General features: G+C 51.6%; 2 protein-coding genes, 6 tRNA genes and 8 rRNA genes. 1 reads left to right on the top strand and 15 read right to left on the bottom strand.

All coding sequences use genetic code 11. The features are described from left to right. Positions 1 to 14: 14 nt before the first annotated feature. On the bottom strand, positions 15 to 416 hold the full coding sequence (locus O987_RS02585; protein WP_003061601.1) for a MerR family transcriptional regulator: 402 nt from the start codon (positions 414 to 416) through the stop codon (positions 15 to 17). Positions 417 to 537: 121 nt separating this feature from the next. Between O987_RS02585 and O987_RS02580 the strand changes: the two genes are divergently transcribed. After that, entirely contained in the window at positions 538 to 1,620 is a 1,083-nt protein-coding gene (locus O987_RS02580; protein WP_043370724.1) for an MBL fold metallo-hydrolase, read from the top strand. Positions 1,621 to 1,767: 147 nt separating this feature from the next. Here O987_RS02580 and rrf (O987_RS02575) read toward each other — a convergent pair. From rrf (O987_RS02575) to O987_RS02510, 14 genes are all read right to left on the bottom strand, one after another. Then, positions 1,768 to 1,880: ribosomal RNA gene (gene rrf, locus O987_RS02575) — 5S ribosomal RNA — on the bottom strand. Between the two features lie 166 nt (positions 1,881 to 2,046). Then, positions 2,047 to 4,924, bottom strand: a 23S ribosomal RNA gene (locus tag O987_RS02570). A gap of 412 nt (positions 4,925 to 5,336) precedes the next feature. Further along, positions 5,337 to 5,412 (bottom strand) — tRNA-Ala (locus O987_RS02565). 28 nt (positions 5,413 to 5,440) lie between these two features. Beyond that, positions 5,441 to 5,517, bottom strand: a tRNA-Ile gene (locus O987_RS02560). A gap of 93 nt (positions 5,518 to 5,610) precedes the next feature. Beyond that, a 16S ribosomal RNA gene (locus tag O987_RS02555) occupies positions 5,611 to 7,143 on the bottom strand. Between the two features lie 351 nt (positions 7,144 to 7,494). Continuing rightward, positions 7,495 to 7,607 (bottom strand): 5S ribosomal RNA (gene rrf, locus O987_RS02550). A gap of 166 nt (positions 7,608 to 7,773) precedes the next feature. Continuing rightward, positions 7,774 to 10,651: ribosomal RNA gene (locus O987_RS02545) — 23S ribosomal RNA — on the bottom strand. A 411-nt stretch (positions 10,652 to 11,062) separates the two neighbouring features. Further along, a tRNA-Ala gene (locus tag O987_RS02540) sits at positions 11,063 to 11,138 on the bottom strand. Positions 11,139 to 11,166: 28 nt separating this feature from the next. Then, positions 11,167 to 11,243, bottom strand: a tRNA-Ile gene (locus O987_RS02535). A gap of 93 nt (positions 11,244 to 11,336) precedes the next feature. Further along, a 16S ribosomal RNA gene (locus tag O987_RS02530) occupies positions 11,337 to 12,869 on the bottom strand. Between the two features lie 351 nt (positions 12,870 to 13,220). Beyond that, positions 13,221 to 13,333 (bottom strand): 5S ribosomal RNA (rrf, locus tag O987_RS02525). Between the two features lie 166 nt (positions 13,334 to 13,499). Further along, positions 13,500 to 16,377: ribosomal RNA gene (locus O987_RS02520) — 23S ribosomal RNA — on the bottom strand. The 16S, 23S and 5S rRNA genes sit together here with 6 tRNA genes alongside, the layout of an rRNA operon. Positions 16,378 to 16,789: 412 nt before the next feature. Continuing rightward, positions 16,790 to 16,865 (bottom strand) — tRNA-Ala (locus O987_RS02515). A 28-nt stretch (positions 16,866 to 16,893) separates the two neighbouring features. Next, positions 16,894 to 16,970 (bottom strand) — tRNA-Ile (locus O987_RS02510). Positions 16,971 to 17,023: the final 53 nt, after the last annotated feature.

The raw sequence follows: 17,023 nt of genomic DNA, 5'->3' as shown, positions 1-17,023 counted from the left end.
TACGTAAACGTTAATTATGCGCCATTTTTGCTCTCGCTTCTTTTCAGCAGTGTGCGTGCCTCTTTTTCCTGCTCTCGCACCTCATCCAGAGTCACCTGCAGATCGGCCATCTGCGCTTCAAGCTGCTTGCGATGGATGGCCAGTACATCGAGAAATTTGCGCAACTGCACACCCGTATCGCGCGGGCTGTCGTACATGTCGATGATTTCCTTGGCCTCGGACAGCGACAGTCCCAGGCGCTTGGCCCGCAGTGTCAGACGCAGACGTGCGCGGTCTCGGGACGAGTACACGCGGTTGCGACCGCCTGCGCCGGAGCGCTCGGGCTGCAGCAAGCCCATGTCCTCATAAAAACGGATGGCCCGGGTCGTGAGATCAAACTCTTTGGCAAGATCGCTGATGGTGTAGATGGTCGACATGATTTCGTGGAGTTCCGAGTCTTGCATCGCACAGGCGACTGCATGGGGCAGGCCGGTCTCTAAAATGCTTTGACAAAACTGACGTTTACGTTAACGTCAATGCTAAACGAAATACAGCCTCATGACCTCAAGCCAAGAATCCGCACTTCATTACCCGCTCGGCGATACCTTGCCCGGTCCGGCCCAGACCCTGGAAGTCGCACCCGGCGTCAAGTGGATCCGCATGACCTTGCCATTTGCCCTGGACCACATCAACCTCTGGCTGCTGCGTGATCGCCAGATGGATCTCCATGGTCAGACACGCGAAGGCTGGACGGTCGTCGACTGCTGCGTCAACCGCACCGAGGCGCGCGATCAATGGGAGCAGATCTTTGCCTCCGAGCTGCAAGGCCTGCCCATCTTGCGTGTCATCGTCACCCACATGCACCCCGACCATATCGGCCTGGCCGGCTGGATCTGCCGGCAGTGGAATGCCCCCCTCTGGATCAGCGCCACCGATTACAACGTCGCCCGCGTCGCCATGAAGGACAGGGATGGCTTCGGTGGCGAGTCCGGTGCGGACTTCTACAGCCTGCACGGACAGAGAGATGAAGAATTTCTGCTCCATGTGCGCGGCCGTGGCAGCTACTACTCTTCCCTGGTGGCCCCCATCCCCGACATCTATCACCGCATCATGGATGGCGACCAGATCAACATCAACGGCCGCCCATGGCAATGCATTGCCGGCTATGGCCACGCACCGGAGCACATGGCGCTGTACTGCGCCGAGCTCGAGACACTGATCAGCGGCGACATGGTTCTACCCCGGATTTCCGCCAATGTCAGCGTGCATTCTTCCGAGCCCGAAGCCAATCCGCTGCAGCTGTTTCTCACATCGCTCAAGCGCTATTTCGAGCTCCCCCAGGACAGCTATGTTCTGCCCTCGCATGGCAAACCCTTCACAGGATTGCATACCCGTGTCCAGCAGCTGCTCGACCACCACCAGGAGCGCCTGAACGACATCATGCAAGCCTCCCGGCAGCAAGGACTGAGCGCTGCCGACATCCTTCCCATCCTCTTCAAACGCCAGCTGGACACCCACCAGATGACTTTTGCCATGGGCGAGGCTCTGGCCCACCTGCACTATCTCTGGTACAGCCGACAACTGACGCGGCGCCTGGATGAAAACGGCATCCTGCGCTTCTACGCACCCACGCAAGAATAAAAAGAGAGCGCCTAGCGCTCTCTTTTTATGGATTTCCGGTATTTTTGAAGCTGCAATACTTTGACAGCATGCGACAGGCGCTCCTCGTTTTGAAGCACCTAATAAAAAACCCCGTAATCTTGCGACTACGGGGTTTTCACTGTAAGAGCCTGACGATGACCTACTTTCACACGGGAACCCGCACTATCATCGGCGCAAAGTCGTTTCACTGTCCTGTTCGGGATGGGAAGGAGTGGTACCAACTTGCTATGGTCATCAGGCATAAACTTTTTGTCAGATTGACGGCGCCTCGATTAACTTCTTAATCTCGCTCACCTTCAGTCCAACGAATTCATAGAGTCTTCAATCAGCTTTTCGATTGCGCCTTTTCGGCATAACTAGAACTTGCGTTCTGTCTTTCATTTTTCCAGGCTTGCCCAAAGTTATAGGGTCAAGCCGCACGGGCAATTAGTACTGGTTAGCTTAACGCATTACTGCGCTTCCACACCCAGCCTATCAACGTCGTGGTCTACAACGACCCTTCAGGGGGCTCAAGGCCCCGGCAGATCTCATCTTGAAACGAGTTTCCCGCTTAGATGCTTTCAGCGGTTATCTCTTCCACACTTAGCTACCCTGCGATGCCACTGGCGTGACAACAGGTACACCAGAGGTGTGTCCACTCCGGTCCTCTCGTACTAGGAGCAGGCTTCCTCAAATCTGCAGCGCCCACGGAAGATAGGGACCAAACTGTCTCACGACGTTTTAAACCCAGCTCACGTACCTCTTTAAATGGCGAACAGCCATACCCTTGGGACCGACTACAGCCCCAGGATGAGATGAGCCGACATCGAGGTGCCAAACACCGCCGTCGATATGAACTCTTGGGCGGTATCAGCCTGTTATCCCCAGAGTACCTTTTATCCGTTGAGCGATGGCCCTTCCATACAGAACCACCGGATCACTATGTCCTGCTTTCGCATCTGCTCGACTTGTCAGTCTCGCAGTTAAGCACGCTTATGCCATTGCACTATCGTCACGATGTCCGACCGTAACTAGCGTACCTTCGAACTCCTCCGTTACGCTTTGGGAGGAGACCGCCCCAGTCAAACTGCCTACCATGCACTGTCCCCGATCCAGATAATGGATCCAGGTTAGAACCTCAAACGCACCAGGGTGGTATTTCAACGTCGGCTCCATGAGATCTAGCGACCTCACTTCAAAGCCTCCCACCTATCCTACACAGATCCGTTCAAAGTCCAATACAAAGCTACAGTAAAGGTTCATGGGGTCTTTCCGTCTTTCCGCGGGGAGATTGCATCATCACAAACATTTCAACTTCGCTGAGTCTCAGGAGGAGACAGTGTGGCCATCGTTACGCCATTCGTGCAGGTCGGAACTTACCCGACAAGGAATTTCGCTACCTTAGGACCGTTATAGTTACGGCCGCCGTTTACTGGGACTTCAATCAAGAGCTTGCACCCCATCATTTAATCTTCCAGCACCGGGCAGGCGTCACACCCTATACGTCCACTTTCGTGTTTGCAGAGTGCTGTGTTTTTATTAAACAGTCGCAGCCACCAATTTTTTGCAACCCCTTTGAGCTCCGTTTGTACAACTTCACTTACTTGGGGTACACCTTCTCCCGAAGTTACGGTGTCAATTTGCCGAGTTCCTTCTCCTGAGTTCTCTCAAGCGCCTTAGAATACTCATCTCGCGCACCAGTGTCGGTTTGCGGTACGGTCGTCAATAGCTGAAGCTTAGTGGCTTTTCCTGGAAGCAGGGTATCACTCACTTCGTGTGCAAGCACACTCGTTATCACGCCTCATCTTAGCTCTCCGGATTTGCCTAAAGAGCACGACTACACGCTTGAACCAACTATTCCAACAGTTGGCTGAGCTAACCTTCTCCGTCCCCACATCGCACTATTGATCGGTACAGGAATATTGACCTGTTTCCCATCAGCTACGCATCTCTGCCTCGCCTTAGGGGCCGACTCACCCTACGCCGATGAACGTTGCGTAGGAAACCTTGCGCTTACGGCGAGGGGGCTTTTCACCCCCTTTAACGCTACTCATGTCAGCATTCGCACTTCTGATACCTCCAGCATCCGTTACCAGACACCTTCACAGGCTTACAGAACGCTCTCCTACCACGTGCCATAAATGGCACATCCGCAGCTTCGGTAACTGGCTTAGCCCCGTTACATCTTCCGCGCAGGACGACTCGATCAGTGAGCTATTACGCTTTCTTTAAATGATGGCTGCTTCTAAGCCAACATCCTGACTGTTTTAGCCTTCCCACTTCGTTTCCCACTTAGCCCGTTTTAGGGACCTTAGCTGGCGGTCTGGGTTGTTTCCCTCTTGAGTCCGGACGTTAGCACCCGGTGCTCTGTCTCCCAAGCTGTACTCGTCGGTATTCGGAGTTTGCATAGGTTTGGTAAGTCGCCATGACCCCCTAGCCTAAACAGTGCTCTACCCCCGACGGTAATACTTGAGGCACTACCTAAATAGTTTTCGGAGAGAACCAGCTATTTCCAAGTTTGTTTAGCCTTTCACCCCTATCCACAGCTCATCCCCTAATTTTGCAACATTAGTGGGTTCGGACCTCCAGTACCTGTTACGGCACCTTCATCCTGGCCATGGATAGATCACTTGGTTTCGGGTCTACACCCAGCGACTAATCGCCCTATTCGGACTCGATTTCTCTTCGCCTCCCCTATTCGGTTAAGCTTGCCACTGAATGTAAGTCGCTGACCCATTATACAAAAGGTACGCCGTCACCCCGAAGGGCTCCGACTTTTTGTAAGCATACGGTTTCAGGATCTATTTCACTCCCCTCCCGGGGTTCTTTTCGCCTTTCCCTCACGGTACTGGTTCACTATCGGTCGATGATGAGTATTTAGCCTTGGAGGATGGTCCCCCCATATTCAGACAGGGTTTCTCGTGCCCCGCCCTACTTGTCTGCAGCCTAGTACCACCGATCGGTTTTCACATACGGGACTATCACCCACTATGGTCGGCCTTTCCATGCCGTTTTGTTAACTGATCGACTATCACTGCAAGGCTCTTCCGAATTCGCTCGCCACTACTATCGGAATCTCGGTTGATGTCTTTTCCTCTGGGTACTTAGATGTTTCAGTTCTCCAGGTTCGCTTCGAGCACCTATGTATTCAGTGCACGATACCTCTTGCGAGGTGGGTTCCCCCATTCAGAAATCTCCGGATCAAAGCTTATTTGCCAGCTCCCCGAAGCTTATCGCAGGCTATCACGTCTTTCGTCGCCTATCATCGCCAAGGCATCCACCATATGCTCTTAGTCACTTGACCCTATAACTTTGGATTCTCTTAGCGAGAATCAAAGCCTGGTATTCAAAGACTGGTGAGGTCTTGCACCTCACGCGTTATGCCGTAATGTGAATATCTTTGGCTGCATCTTTCGATACAGCTTAGAGAATATTCGTCATTACTAGATAAATTTGCATTCGCAAAATATCTGTTTTGACGCAATCAAAATGTTGCTGGCGGCACGGTGCACAAACCTTGGTTTGTGCTTTCCACCAGCAACGCTGATTTCGACTCTATGAATTTTTAAAGAACAGCCTATTGATCAAAGATCAATATAAAAGCAGTCTGAAGCAGACTGCTTTTATATTGAATTTGGTTTTTTTCTGCTTCCGATCCGCTTGCGCTTCACATCTGCTGAGCCAACGATTATAGCACCTTTCGGCGCTATCATTTTTGGTGGAGGATGACGGGATCGAACCGACGACCCCCTGCTTGCAAAGCAGGTGCTCTCCCAGCTGAGCTAATCCCCCGGGATCCTCGAACCAGATATTGGAATCTTGGTGGGTCTAGTTGGGCTCGAACCAACGACCCCTGCGTTATCAACACAGTGCTCTAACCAGCTGAGCTACAGACCCATTCCATGCAGCCCGCTGTCACTCAGCAGGCCACCTGGCTTGTTCCAACAACCGATAAGTGTGGACGTTCAATTTGAAGCAGCATTTTTCCAGAAAGGAGGTGATCCAGCCGCACCTTCCGATACGGCTACCTTGTTACGACTTCACCCCAGTCACGAACCCCGCCGTGGTAAGCGCCCTCCTTGCGGTTAGGCTACCTACTTCTGGCGAGACCCGCTCCCATGGTGTGACGGGCGGTGTGTACAAGACCCGGGAACGTATTCACCGTGACATTCTGATCCACGATTACTAGCGATTCCGACTTCACGCAGTCGAGTTGCAGACTGCGATCCGGACTACGACTGGCTTTATGGGATTAGCTCCCCCTCGCGGGTTGGCAACCCTTTGTACCAGCCATTGTATGACGTGTGTAGCCCCACCTATAAGGGCCATGAGGACTTGACGTCATCCCCACCTTCCTCCGGTTTGTCACCGGCAGTCCCATTAGAGTGCTCAACTGAATGTAGCAACTAATGGCAAGGGTTGCGCTCGTTGCGGGACTTAACCCAACATCTCACGACACGAGCTGACGACAGCCATGCAGCACCTGTGTGCAGGTTCTCTTTCGAGCACCAAACCATCTCTGGTAAGTTCCTGCCATGTCAAAGGTGGGTAAGGTTTTTCGCGTTGCATCGAATTAAACCACATCATCCACCGCTTGTGCGGGTCCCCGTCAATTCCTTTGAGTTTCAACCTTGCGGCCGTACTCCCCAGGCGGTCAACTTCACGCGTTAGCTTCGTTACTGAGTCAGTTAAGACCCAACAACCAGTTGACATCGTTTAGGGCGTGGACTACCAGGGTATCTAATCCTGTTTGCTCCCCACGCTTTCGTGCATGAGCGTCAGTGCAGGCCCAGGGGATTGCCTTCGCCATCGGTGTTCCTCCGCATATCTACGCATTTCACTGCTACACGCGGAATTCCATCCCCCTCTGCCGCACTCTAGCTTTGCAGTCACAATGGCAGTTCCCAGGTTGAGCCCGGGGATTTCACCACTGTCTTACAAAACCGCCTGCGCACGCTTTACGCCCAGTAATTCCGATTAACGCTTGCACCCTACGTATTACCGCGGCTGCTGGCACGTAGTTAGCCGGTGCTTATTCTTACGGTACCGTCATGACCCGGGGATATTAGCCCCAGGCTTTTCGTTCCGTACAAAAGCAGTTTACAACCCGAGGGCCTTCATCCTGCACGCGGCATTGCTGGATCAGGCTTTCGCCCATTGTCCAAAATTCCCCACTGCTGCCTCCCGTAGGAGTCTGGGCCGTGTCTCAGTCCCAGTGTGGCTGGTCGTCCTCTCAGACCAGCTACAGATCGCAGGCTTGGTAAGCCTTTACCCCACCAACTACCTAATCTGCCATCAGCCGCTCTAGTAGCACAAGGCCCGAAGGTCCCCTGCTTTCATCCGTAGATCTCATGCGGTATTAGCTACTCTTTCGAGTAGTTATCCCCCACTACTAGGCACGTTCCGATGTATTACTCACCCGTTCGCCACTCGTCAGCATCCGAAGACCTGTTACCGTTCGACTTGCATGTGTAAAGCATGCCGCCAGCGTTCAATCTGAGCCAGGATCAAACTCTATAGTTCGATCTTGAATTTAAAGTCTTTCGACTGCTCACTCACTTGACGGAATCAAGAAGAATCAATTCTTCCTCATTACTGTTTTTGTGAGCGTTTGATAACTCCGAAGAGTTTGTTCCGAAGAACTGGCTGCTTGCCCTCAAACGCCCACGCTTATCGGCTGTATTTTTTTAAGGAACCGAGTGCAAAATCAAGAAGCTTGACTTTGAATCTCGTTGCTTGCTGCGATCAGCGAAGCCTTCAATTGTAGCACTGTTTTCACAGTACTTTTAAAACGTTTTTGCGTTTTCTTCTCACCCCTCAGCACAAGGAGGGAGAAGAAAACGCCTGGCGTGAGCCAGGCGTTTTGGCGTAAGAGCCTGACGATGACCTACTTTCACACGGGAACCCGCACTATCATCGGCGCAAAGTCGTTTCACTGTCCTGTTCGGGATGGGAAGGAGTGGTACCAACTTGCTATGGTCATCAGGCATAAACTTTTTGTCAGATTGACGGCGCCTCGATTAACTTCTTAATCTCGCTCACCTTCAGTCCAACGAATTCATAGAGTCTTCAATCAGCTTTTCGATTGCGCCTTTTCGGCATAACTAGAACTTGCGTTCTGTCTTTCATTTTTCCAGGCTTGCCCAAAGTTATAGGGTCAAGCCGCACGGGCAATTAGTACTGGTTAGCTTAACGCATTACTGCGCTTCCACACCCAGCCTATCAACGTCGTGGTCTACAACGACCCTTCAGGGGGCTCAAGGCCCCGGCAGATCTCATCTTGAAACGAGTTTCCCGCTTAGATGCTTTCAGCGGTTATCTCTTCCACACTTAGCTACCCTGCGATGCCACTGGCGTGACAACAGGTACACCAGAGGTGTGTCCACTCCGGTCCTCTCGTACTAGGAGCAGGCTTCCTCAAATCTGCAGCGCCCACGGAAGATAGGGACCAAACTGTCTCACGACGTTTTAAACCCAGCTCACGTACCTCTTTAAATGGCGAACAGCCATACCCTTGGGACCGACTACAGCCCCAGGATGAGATGAGCCGACATCGAGGTGCCAAACACCGCCGTCGATATGAACTCTTGGGCGGTATCAGCCTGTTATCCCCAGAGTACCTTTTATCCGTTGAGCGATGGCCCTTCCATACAGAACCACCGGATCACTATGTCCTGCTTTCGCATCTGCTCGACTTGTCAGTCTCGCAGTTAAGCACGCTTATGCCATTGCACTATCGTCACGATGTCCGACCGTAACTAGCGTACCTTCGAACTCCTCCGTTACGCTTTGGGAGGAGACCGCCCCAGTCAAACTGCCTACCATGCACTGTCCCCGATCCAGATAATGGATCCAGGTTAGAACCTCAAACGCACCAGGGTGGTATTTCAACGTCGGCTCCATGAGATCTAGCGACCTCACTTCAAAGCCTCCCACCTATCCTACACAGATCCGTTCAAAGTCCAATACAAAGCTACAGTAAAGGTTCATGGGGTCTTTCCGTCTTTCCGCGGGGAGATTGCATCATCACAAACATTTCAACTTCGCTGAGTCTCAGGAGGAGACAGTGTGGCCATCGTTACGCCATTCGTGCAGGTCGGAACTTACCCGACAAGGAATTTCGCTACCTTAGGACCGTTATAGTTACGGCCGCCGTTTACTGGGACTTCAATCAAGAGCTTGCACCCCATCATTTAATCTTCCAGCACCGGGCAGGCGTCACACCCTATACGTCCACTTTCGTGTTTGCAGAGTGCTGTGTTTTTATTAAACAGTCGCAGCCACCAATTTTTTGCAACCCCTTTGAGCTCCGTTTGTACAACTTCACTTACTTGGGGTACACCTTCTCCCGAAGTTACGGTGTCAATTTGCCGAGTTCCTTCTCCTGAGTTCTCTCAAGCGCCTTAGAATACTCATCTCGCGCACCAGTGTCGGTTTGCGGTACGGTCGTCAATAGCTGAAGCTTAGTGGCTTTTCCTGGAAGCAGGGTATCACTCACTTCGTGTGCAAGCACACTCGTTATCACGCCTCATCTCAGCTCTCCGGATTTGCCTAAAGAGCACGACTACACGCTTGAACCAACTATTCCAACAGTTGGCTGAGCTAACCTTCTCCGTCCCCACATCGCACTATTGATCGGTACAGGAATATTGACCTGTTTCCCATCAGCTACGCATCTCTGCCTCGCCTTAGGGGCCGACTCACCCTACGCCGATGAACGTTGCGTAGGAAACCTTGCGCTTACGGCGAGGGGGCTTTTCACCCCCTTTAACGCTACTCATGTCAGCATTCGCACTTCTGATACCTCCAGCATCCGTTACCAGACACCTTCACAGGCTTACAGAACGCTCTCCTACCACGTGCCATAAATGGCACATCCGCAGCTTCGGTAACTGGCTTAGCCCCGTTACATCTTCCGCGCAGGACGACTCGATCAGTGAGCTATTACGCTTTCTTTAAATGATGGCTGCTTCTAAGCCAACATCCTGACTGTTTTAGCCTTCCCACTTCGTTTCCCACTTAGCCCGTTTTAGGGACCTTAGCTGGCGGTCTGGGTTGTTTCCCTCTTGAGTCCGGACGTTAGCACCCGGTGCTCTGTCTCCCAAGCTGTACTCGTCGGTATTCGGAGTTTGCATAGGTTTGGTAAGTCGCCATGACCCCCTAGCCTAAACAGTGCTCTACCCCCGACGGTAATACTTGAGGCACTACCTAAATAGTTTTCGGAGAGAACCAGCTATTTCCAAGTTTGTTTAGCCTTTCACCCCTATCCACAGCTCATCCCCTAATTTTGCAACATTAGTGGGTTCGGACCTCCAGTACCTGTTACGGCACCTTCATCCTGGCCATGGATAGATCACTTGGTTTCGGGTCTACACCCAGCGACTAATCGCCCTATTCGGACTCGATTTCTCTTCGCCTCCCCTATTCGGTTAAGCTTGCCACTGAATGTAAGTCGCTGACCCATTATACAAAAGGTACGCCGTCACCCCGAAGGGCTCCGACTTTTTGTAAGCATACGGTTTCAGGATCTATTTCACTCCCCTCCCGGGGTTCTTTTCGCCTTTCCCTCACGGTACTGGTTCACTATCGGTCGATGATGAGTATTTAGCCTTGGAGGATGGTCCCCCCATATTCAGACAGGGTTTCTCGTGCCCCGCCCTACTTGTCTGCAGCCTAGTACCACCGATCGGTTTTCACATACGGGACTATCACCCACTATGGTCGGCCTTTCCATGCCGTTTTGTTAACTGATCGACTATCACTGCAAGGCTCTTCCGAATTCGCTCGCCACTACTATCGGAATCTCGGTTGATGTCTTTTCCTCTGGGTACTTAGATGTTTCAGTTCTCCAGGTTCGCTTCGAGCACCTATGTATTCAGTGCACGATACCTCTTGCGAGGTGGGTTCCCCCATTCAGAAATCTCCGGATCAAAGCTTATTTGCCAGCTCCCCGAAGCTTATCGCAGGCTATCACGTCTTTCGTCGCCTATCATCGCCAAGGCATCCACCATATGCTCTTAGTCACTTGACCCTATAACTTTGGATTCTCTTAGCGAGAATCAAAGCCTGGTGTTCAAAGACTGGTGAGGTCTTGCACCTCACGCGTTATGCCGTAATGTGAATATCTTTGGCTGCATCTTTCGATACAGCTTAGAGAATATTCGTCATTACTAGATAAATTTGCATTCGCAAAATATCTGTTTTGACGCAATCAAAATGTTGCTGGCGGCACGGTGCACAAACCTTGGTTTGTGCTTTCCACCAGCAACGCTGATTTCGACTCTATGAATTTTTAAAGAACAGCCTATTGATCAAAGATCAATATAAAAGCAGTCTGAGGCAGACTGCTTTTATATTGAATTTGGTTTTTTTCGCTTCCGATCCGCTTGCGCTTCACATCTGCTGAGCTAACGATTATAGCACCTTTCGGCGCTATCATTTTTGGTGGAGGATGACGGGATCGAACCGACGACCCCCTGCTTGCAAAGCAGGTGCTCTCCCAGCTGAGCTAATCCCCCGGGATCCTCGAACCAGATATTGGAATCTTGGTGGGTCTAGTTGGGCTCGAACCAACGACCCCTGCGTTATCAACACAGTGCTCTAACCAGCTGAGCTACAGACCCATTCCATGCAGCCCGCTGTCACTCAGCAGGCCACCTGGCTTGTTCCAACAACCGATAAGTGTGGACGTTCAATTTGAAGCAGCATTTTTCCAGAAAGGAGGTGATCCAGCCGCACCTTCCGATACGGCTACCTTGTTACGACTTCACCCCAGTCACGAACCCCGCCGTGGTAAGCGCCCTCCTTGCGGTTAGGCTACCTACTTCTGGCGAGACCCGCTCCCATGGTGTGACGGGCGGTGTGTACAAGACCCGGGAACGTATTCACCGTGACATTCTGATCCACGATTACTAGCGATTCCGACTTCACGCAGTCGAGTTGCAGACTGCGATCCGGACTACGACTGGCTTTATGGGATTAGCTCCCCCTCGCGGGTTGGCAACCCTTTGTACCAGCCATTGTATGACGTGTGTAGCCCCACCTATAAGGGCCATGAGGACTTGACGTCATCCCCACCTTCCTCCGGTTTGTCACCGGCAGTCCCATTAGAGTGCTCAACTGAATGTAGCAACTAATGGCAAGGGTTGCGCTCGTTGCGGGACTTAACCCAACATCTCACGACACGAGCTGACGACAGCCATGCAGCACCTGTGTGCAGGTTCTCTTTCGAGCACCAAACCATCTCTGGTAAGTTCCTGCCATGTCAAAGGTGGGTAAGGTTTTTCGCGTTGCATCGAATTAAACCACATCATCCACCGCTTGTGCGGGTCCCCGTCAATTCCTTTGAGTTTCAACCTTGCGGCCGTACTCCCCAGGCGGTCAACTTCACGCGTTAGCTTCGTTACTGAGTCAGTTAAGACCCAACAACCAGTTGACATCGTTTAGGGCGTGGACTACCAGGGTATCTAATCCTGTTTGCTCCCCACGCTTTCGTGCATGAGCGTCAGTGCAGGCCCAGGGGATTGCCTTCGCCATCGGTGTTCCTCCGCATATCTACGCATTTCACTGCTACACGCGGAATTCCATCCCCCTCTGCCGCACTCTAGCTTTGCAGTCACAATGGCAGTTCCCAGGTTGAGCCCGGGGATTTCACCACTGTCTTACAAAACCGCCTGCGCACGCTTTACGCCCAGTAATTCCGATTAACGCTTGCACCCTACGTATTACCGCGGCTGCTGGCACGTAGTTAGCCGGTGCTTATTCTTACGGTACCGTCATGACCCGGGGATATTAGCCCCAGGCTTTTCGTTCCGTACAAAAGCAGTTTACAACCCGAGGGCCTTCATCCTGCACGCGGCATTGCTGGATCAGGCTTTCGCCCATTGTCCAAAATTCCCCACTGCTGCCTCCCGTAGGAGTCTGGGCCGTGTCTCAGTCCCAGTGTGGCTGGTCGTCCTCTCAGACCAGCTACAGATCGCAGGCTTGGTAAGCCTTTACCCCACCAACTACCTAATCTGCCATCAGCCGCTCTAGTAGCACAAGGCCCGAAGGTCCCCTGCTTTCATCCGTAGATCTCATGCGGTATTAGCTACTCTTTCGAGTAGTTATCCCCCACTACTAGGCACGTTCCGATGTATTACTCACCCGTTCGCCACTCGTCAGCATCCGAAGACCTGTTACCGTTCGACTTGCATGTGTAAAGCATGCCGCCAGCGTTCAATCTGAGCCAGGATCAAACTCTATAGTTCGATCTTGAATTTAAAGTCTTTCGACTGCTCACTCACTTGACGGAATCAAGAAGAATCAATTCTTCCTCATTACTGTTTTTGTGAGCGTTTGATAACTCCGAAGAGTTTGTTCCGAAGAACTGGCTGCTTGCCCTCAAACGCCCACGCTTATCGGCTGTATTTTTTTAAGGAACCGAGTGCAAAATCAAGAAGCTTGACTTTGAATCTCGTTGCTTGCTGCGATCAGCGAAGCCTTCAATTGTAGCACTGTTTTCACAGTACTTTTAAAACGTTTTTGCGTTTTCTTCTCACCCCTCAGCACAAGGAGGGAGAAGAAAACGCCTGGCGTGAGCCAGGCGTTTTGGCGTAAGAGCCTGACGATGACCTACTTTCACACGGGAACCCGCACTATCATCGGCGCAAAGTCGTTTCACTGTCCTGTTCGGGATGGGAAGGAGTGGTACCAACTTGCTATGGTCATCAGGCATAAACTTTTTGTCAGATTGACGGCGCCTCGATTAACTTCTTAATCTCGCTCACCTTCAGTCCAACGAATTCATAGAGTCTTCAATCAGCTTTTCGATTGCGCCTTTTCGGCATAACTAGAACTTGCGTTCTGTCTTTCATTTTTCCAGGCTTGCCCAAAGTTATAGGGTCAAGCCGCACGGGCAATTAGTACTGGTTAGCTTAACGCATTACTGCGCTTCCACACCCAGCCTATCAACGTCGTGGTCTACAACGACCCTTCAGGGGGCTCAAGGCCCCGGCAGATCTCATCTTGAAACGAGTTTCCCGCTTAGATGCTTTCAGCGGTTATCTCTTCCACACTTAGCTACCCTGCGATGCCACTGGCGTGACAACAGGTACACCAGAGGTGTGTCCACTCCGGTCCTCTCGTACTAGGAGCAGGCTTCCTCAAATCTGCAGCGCCCACGGAAGATAGGGACCAAACTGTCTCACGACGTTTTAAACCCAGCTCACGTACCTCTTTAAATGGCGAACAGCCATACCCTTGGGACCGACTACAGCCCCAGGATGAGATGAGCCGACATCGAGGTGCCAAACACCGCCGTCGATATGAACTCTTGGGCGGTATCAGCCTGTTATCCCCAGAGTACCTTTTATCCGTTGAGCGATGGCCCTTCCATACAGAACCACCGGATCACTATGTCCTGCTTTCGCATCTGCTCGACTTGTCAGTCTCGCAGTTAAGCACGCTTATGCCATTGCACTATCGTCACGATGTCCGACCGTAACTAGCGTACCTTCGAACTCCTCCGTTACGCTTTGGGAGGAGACCGCCCCAGTCAAACTGCCTACCATGCACTGTCCCCGATCCAGATAATGGATCCAGGTTAGAACCTCAAACGCACCAGGGTGGTATTTCAACGTCGGCTCCATGAGATCTAGCGACCTCACTTCAAAGCCTCCCACCTATCCTACACAGATCCGTTCAAAGTCCAATACAAAGCTACAGTAAAGGTTCATGGGGTCTTTCCGTCTTTCCGCGGGGAGATTGCATCATCACAAACATTTCAACTTCGCTGAGTCTCAGGAGGAGACAGTGTGGCCATCGTTACGCCATTCGTGCAGGTCGGAACTTACCCGACAAGGAATTTCGCTACCTTAGGACCGTTATAGTTACGGCCGCCGTTTACTGGGACTTCAATCAAGAGCTTGCACCCCATCATTTAATCTTCCAGCACCGGGCAGGCGTCACACCCTATACGTCCACTTTCGTGTTTGCAGAGTGCTGTGTTTTTATTAAACAGTCGCAGCCACCAATTTTTTGCAACCCCTTTGAGCTCCGTTTGTACAACTTCACTTACTTGGGGTACACCTTCTCCCGAAGTTACGGTGTCAATTTGCCGAGTTCCTTCTCCTGAGTTCTCTCAAGCGCCTTAGAATACTCATCTCGCGCACCAGTGTCGGTTTGCGGTACGGTCGTCAATAGCTGAAGCTTAGTGGCTTTTCCTGGAAGCAGGGTATCACTCACTTCGTGTGCAAGCACACTCGTTATCACGCCTCATCTTAGCTCTCCGGATTTGCCTAAAGAGCACGACTACACGCTTGAACCAACTATTCCAACAGTTGGCTGAGCTAACCTTCTCCGTCCCCACATCGCACTATTGATCGGTACAGGAATATTGACCTGTTTCCCATCAGCTACGCATCTCTGCCTCGCCTTAGGGGCCGACTCACCCTACGCCGATGAACGTTGCGTAGGAAACCTTGCGCTTACGGCGAGGGGGCTTTTCACCCCCTTTAACGCTACTCATGTCAGCATTCGCACTTCTGATACCTCCAGCATCCGTTACCAGACACCTTCACAGGCTTACAGAACGCTCTCCTACCACGTGCCATAAATGGCACATCCGCAGCTTCGGTAACTGGCTTAGCCCCGTTACATCTTCCGCGCAGGACGACTCGATCAGTGAGCTATTACGCTTTCTTTAAATGATGGCTGCTTCTAAGCCAACATCCTGACTGTTTTAGCCTTCCCACTTCGTTTCCCACTTAGCCCGTTTTAGGGACCTTAGCTGGCGGTCTGGGTTGTTTCCCTCTTGAGTCCGGACGTTAGCACCCGGTGCTCTGTCTCCCAAGCTGTACTCGTCGGTATTCGGAGTTTGCATAGGTTTGGTAAGTCGCCATGACCCCCTAGCCTAAACAGTGCTCTACCCCCGACGGTAATACTTGAGGCACTACCTAAATAGTTTTCGGAGAGAACCAGCTATTTCCAAGTTTGTTTAGCCTTTCACCCCTATCCACAGCTCATCCCCTAATTTTGCAACATTAGTGGGTTCGGACCTCCAGTACCTGTTACGGCACCTTCATCCTGGCCATGGATAGATCACTTGGTTTCGGGTCTACACCCAGCGACTAATCGCCCTATTCGGACTCGATTTCTCTTCGCCTCCCCTATTCGGTTAAGCTTGCCACTGAATGTAAGTCGCTGACCCATTATACAAAAGGTACGCCGTCACCCCGAAGGGCTCCGACTTTTTGTAAGCATACGGTTTCAGGATCTATTTCACTCCCCTCCCGGGGTTCTTTTCGCCTTTCCCTCACGGTACTGGTTCACTATCGGTCGATGATGAGTATTTAGCCTTGGAGGATGGTCCCCCCATATTCAGACAGGGTTTCTCGTGCCCCGCCCTACTTGTCTGCAGCCTAGTACCACCGATCGGTTTTCACATACGGGACTATCACCCACTATGGTCGGCCTTTCCATGCCGTTTTGTTAACTGATCGACTATCACTGCAAGGCTCTTCCGAATTCGCTCGCCACTACTATCGGAATCTCGGTTGATGTCTTTTCCTCTGGGTACTTAGATGTTTCAGTTCTCCAGGTTCGCTTCGAGCACCTATGTATTCAGTGCACGATACCTCTTGCGAGGTGGGTTCCCCCATTCAGAAATCTCCGGATCAAAGCTTATTTGCCAGCTCCCCGAAGCTTATCGCAGGCTATCACGTCTTTCGTCGCCTATCATCGCCAAGGCATCCACCATATGCTCTTAGTCACTTGACCCTATAACTTTGGATTCTCTTAGCGAGAATCAAAGCCTGGTATTCAAAGACTGGTGAGGTCTTGCACCTCACGCGTTATGCCGTAATGTGAATATCTTTGGCTGCATCTTTCGATACAGCTTAGAGAATATTCGTCATTACTAGATAAATTTGCATTCGCAAAATATCTGTTTTGACGCAATCAAAATGTTGCTGGCGGCACGGTGCACAAACCTTGGTTTGTGCTTTCCACCAGCAACGCTGATTTCGACTCTATGAATTTTTAAAGAACAGCCTATTGATCAAAGATCAATATAAAAGCAGTCTGAAGCAGACTGCTTTTATATTGAATTTGGTTTTTTTCTGCTTCCGATCCGCTTGCGCTTCACATCTGCTGAGCCAACGATTATAGCACCTTTCGGCGCTATCATTTTTGGTGGAGGATGACGGGATCGAACCGACGACCCCCTGCTTGCAAAGCAGGTGCTCTCCCAGCTGAGCTAATCCCCCGGGATCCTCGAACCAGATATTGGAATCTTGGTGGGTCTAGTTGGGCTCGAACCAACGACCCCTGCGTTATCAACACAGTGCTCTAACCAGCTGAGCTACAGACCCATTCCATGCAGCCCGCTGTCACTCAGCAGGCCACCTGGCTTGTTCCAACAACC

The organism is Comamonas testosteroni TK102 (assembly GCF_000739375.1).
GTDB classification, from domain to species: Bacteria; Pseudomonadota; Gammaproteobacteria; order Burkholderiales; family Burkholderiaceae_C; genus Comamonas; species Comamonas brasiliensis.
The sequence above is the reverse complement of the archived record's forward strand: the minus strand, read 5'-3'. Positions and strand labels throughout refer to the sequence as shown.

Excerpts from the sequence above, each read along its gene's own strand:
- O987_RS02580 (WP_043370724.1), top strand. The coding sequence starts at position 538 with ATGACCTCAAGCCAAGAATCCGCACTTCATTACCCGCTCGGCGATACC.
- O987_RS02585 (WP_003061601.1), bottom strand. The coding sequence starts at position 416 with ATGTCGACCATCTACACCATCAGCGATCTTGCCAAAGAGTTTGATCTC.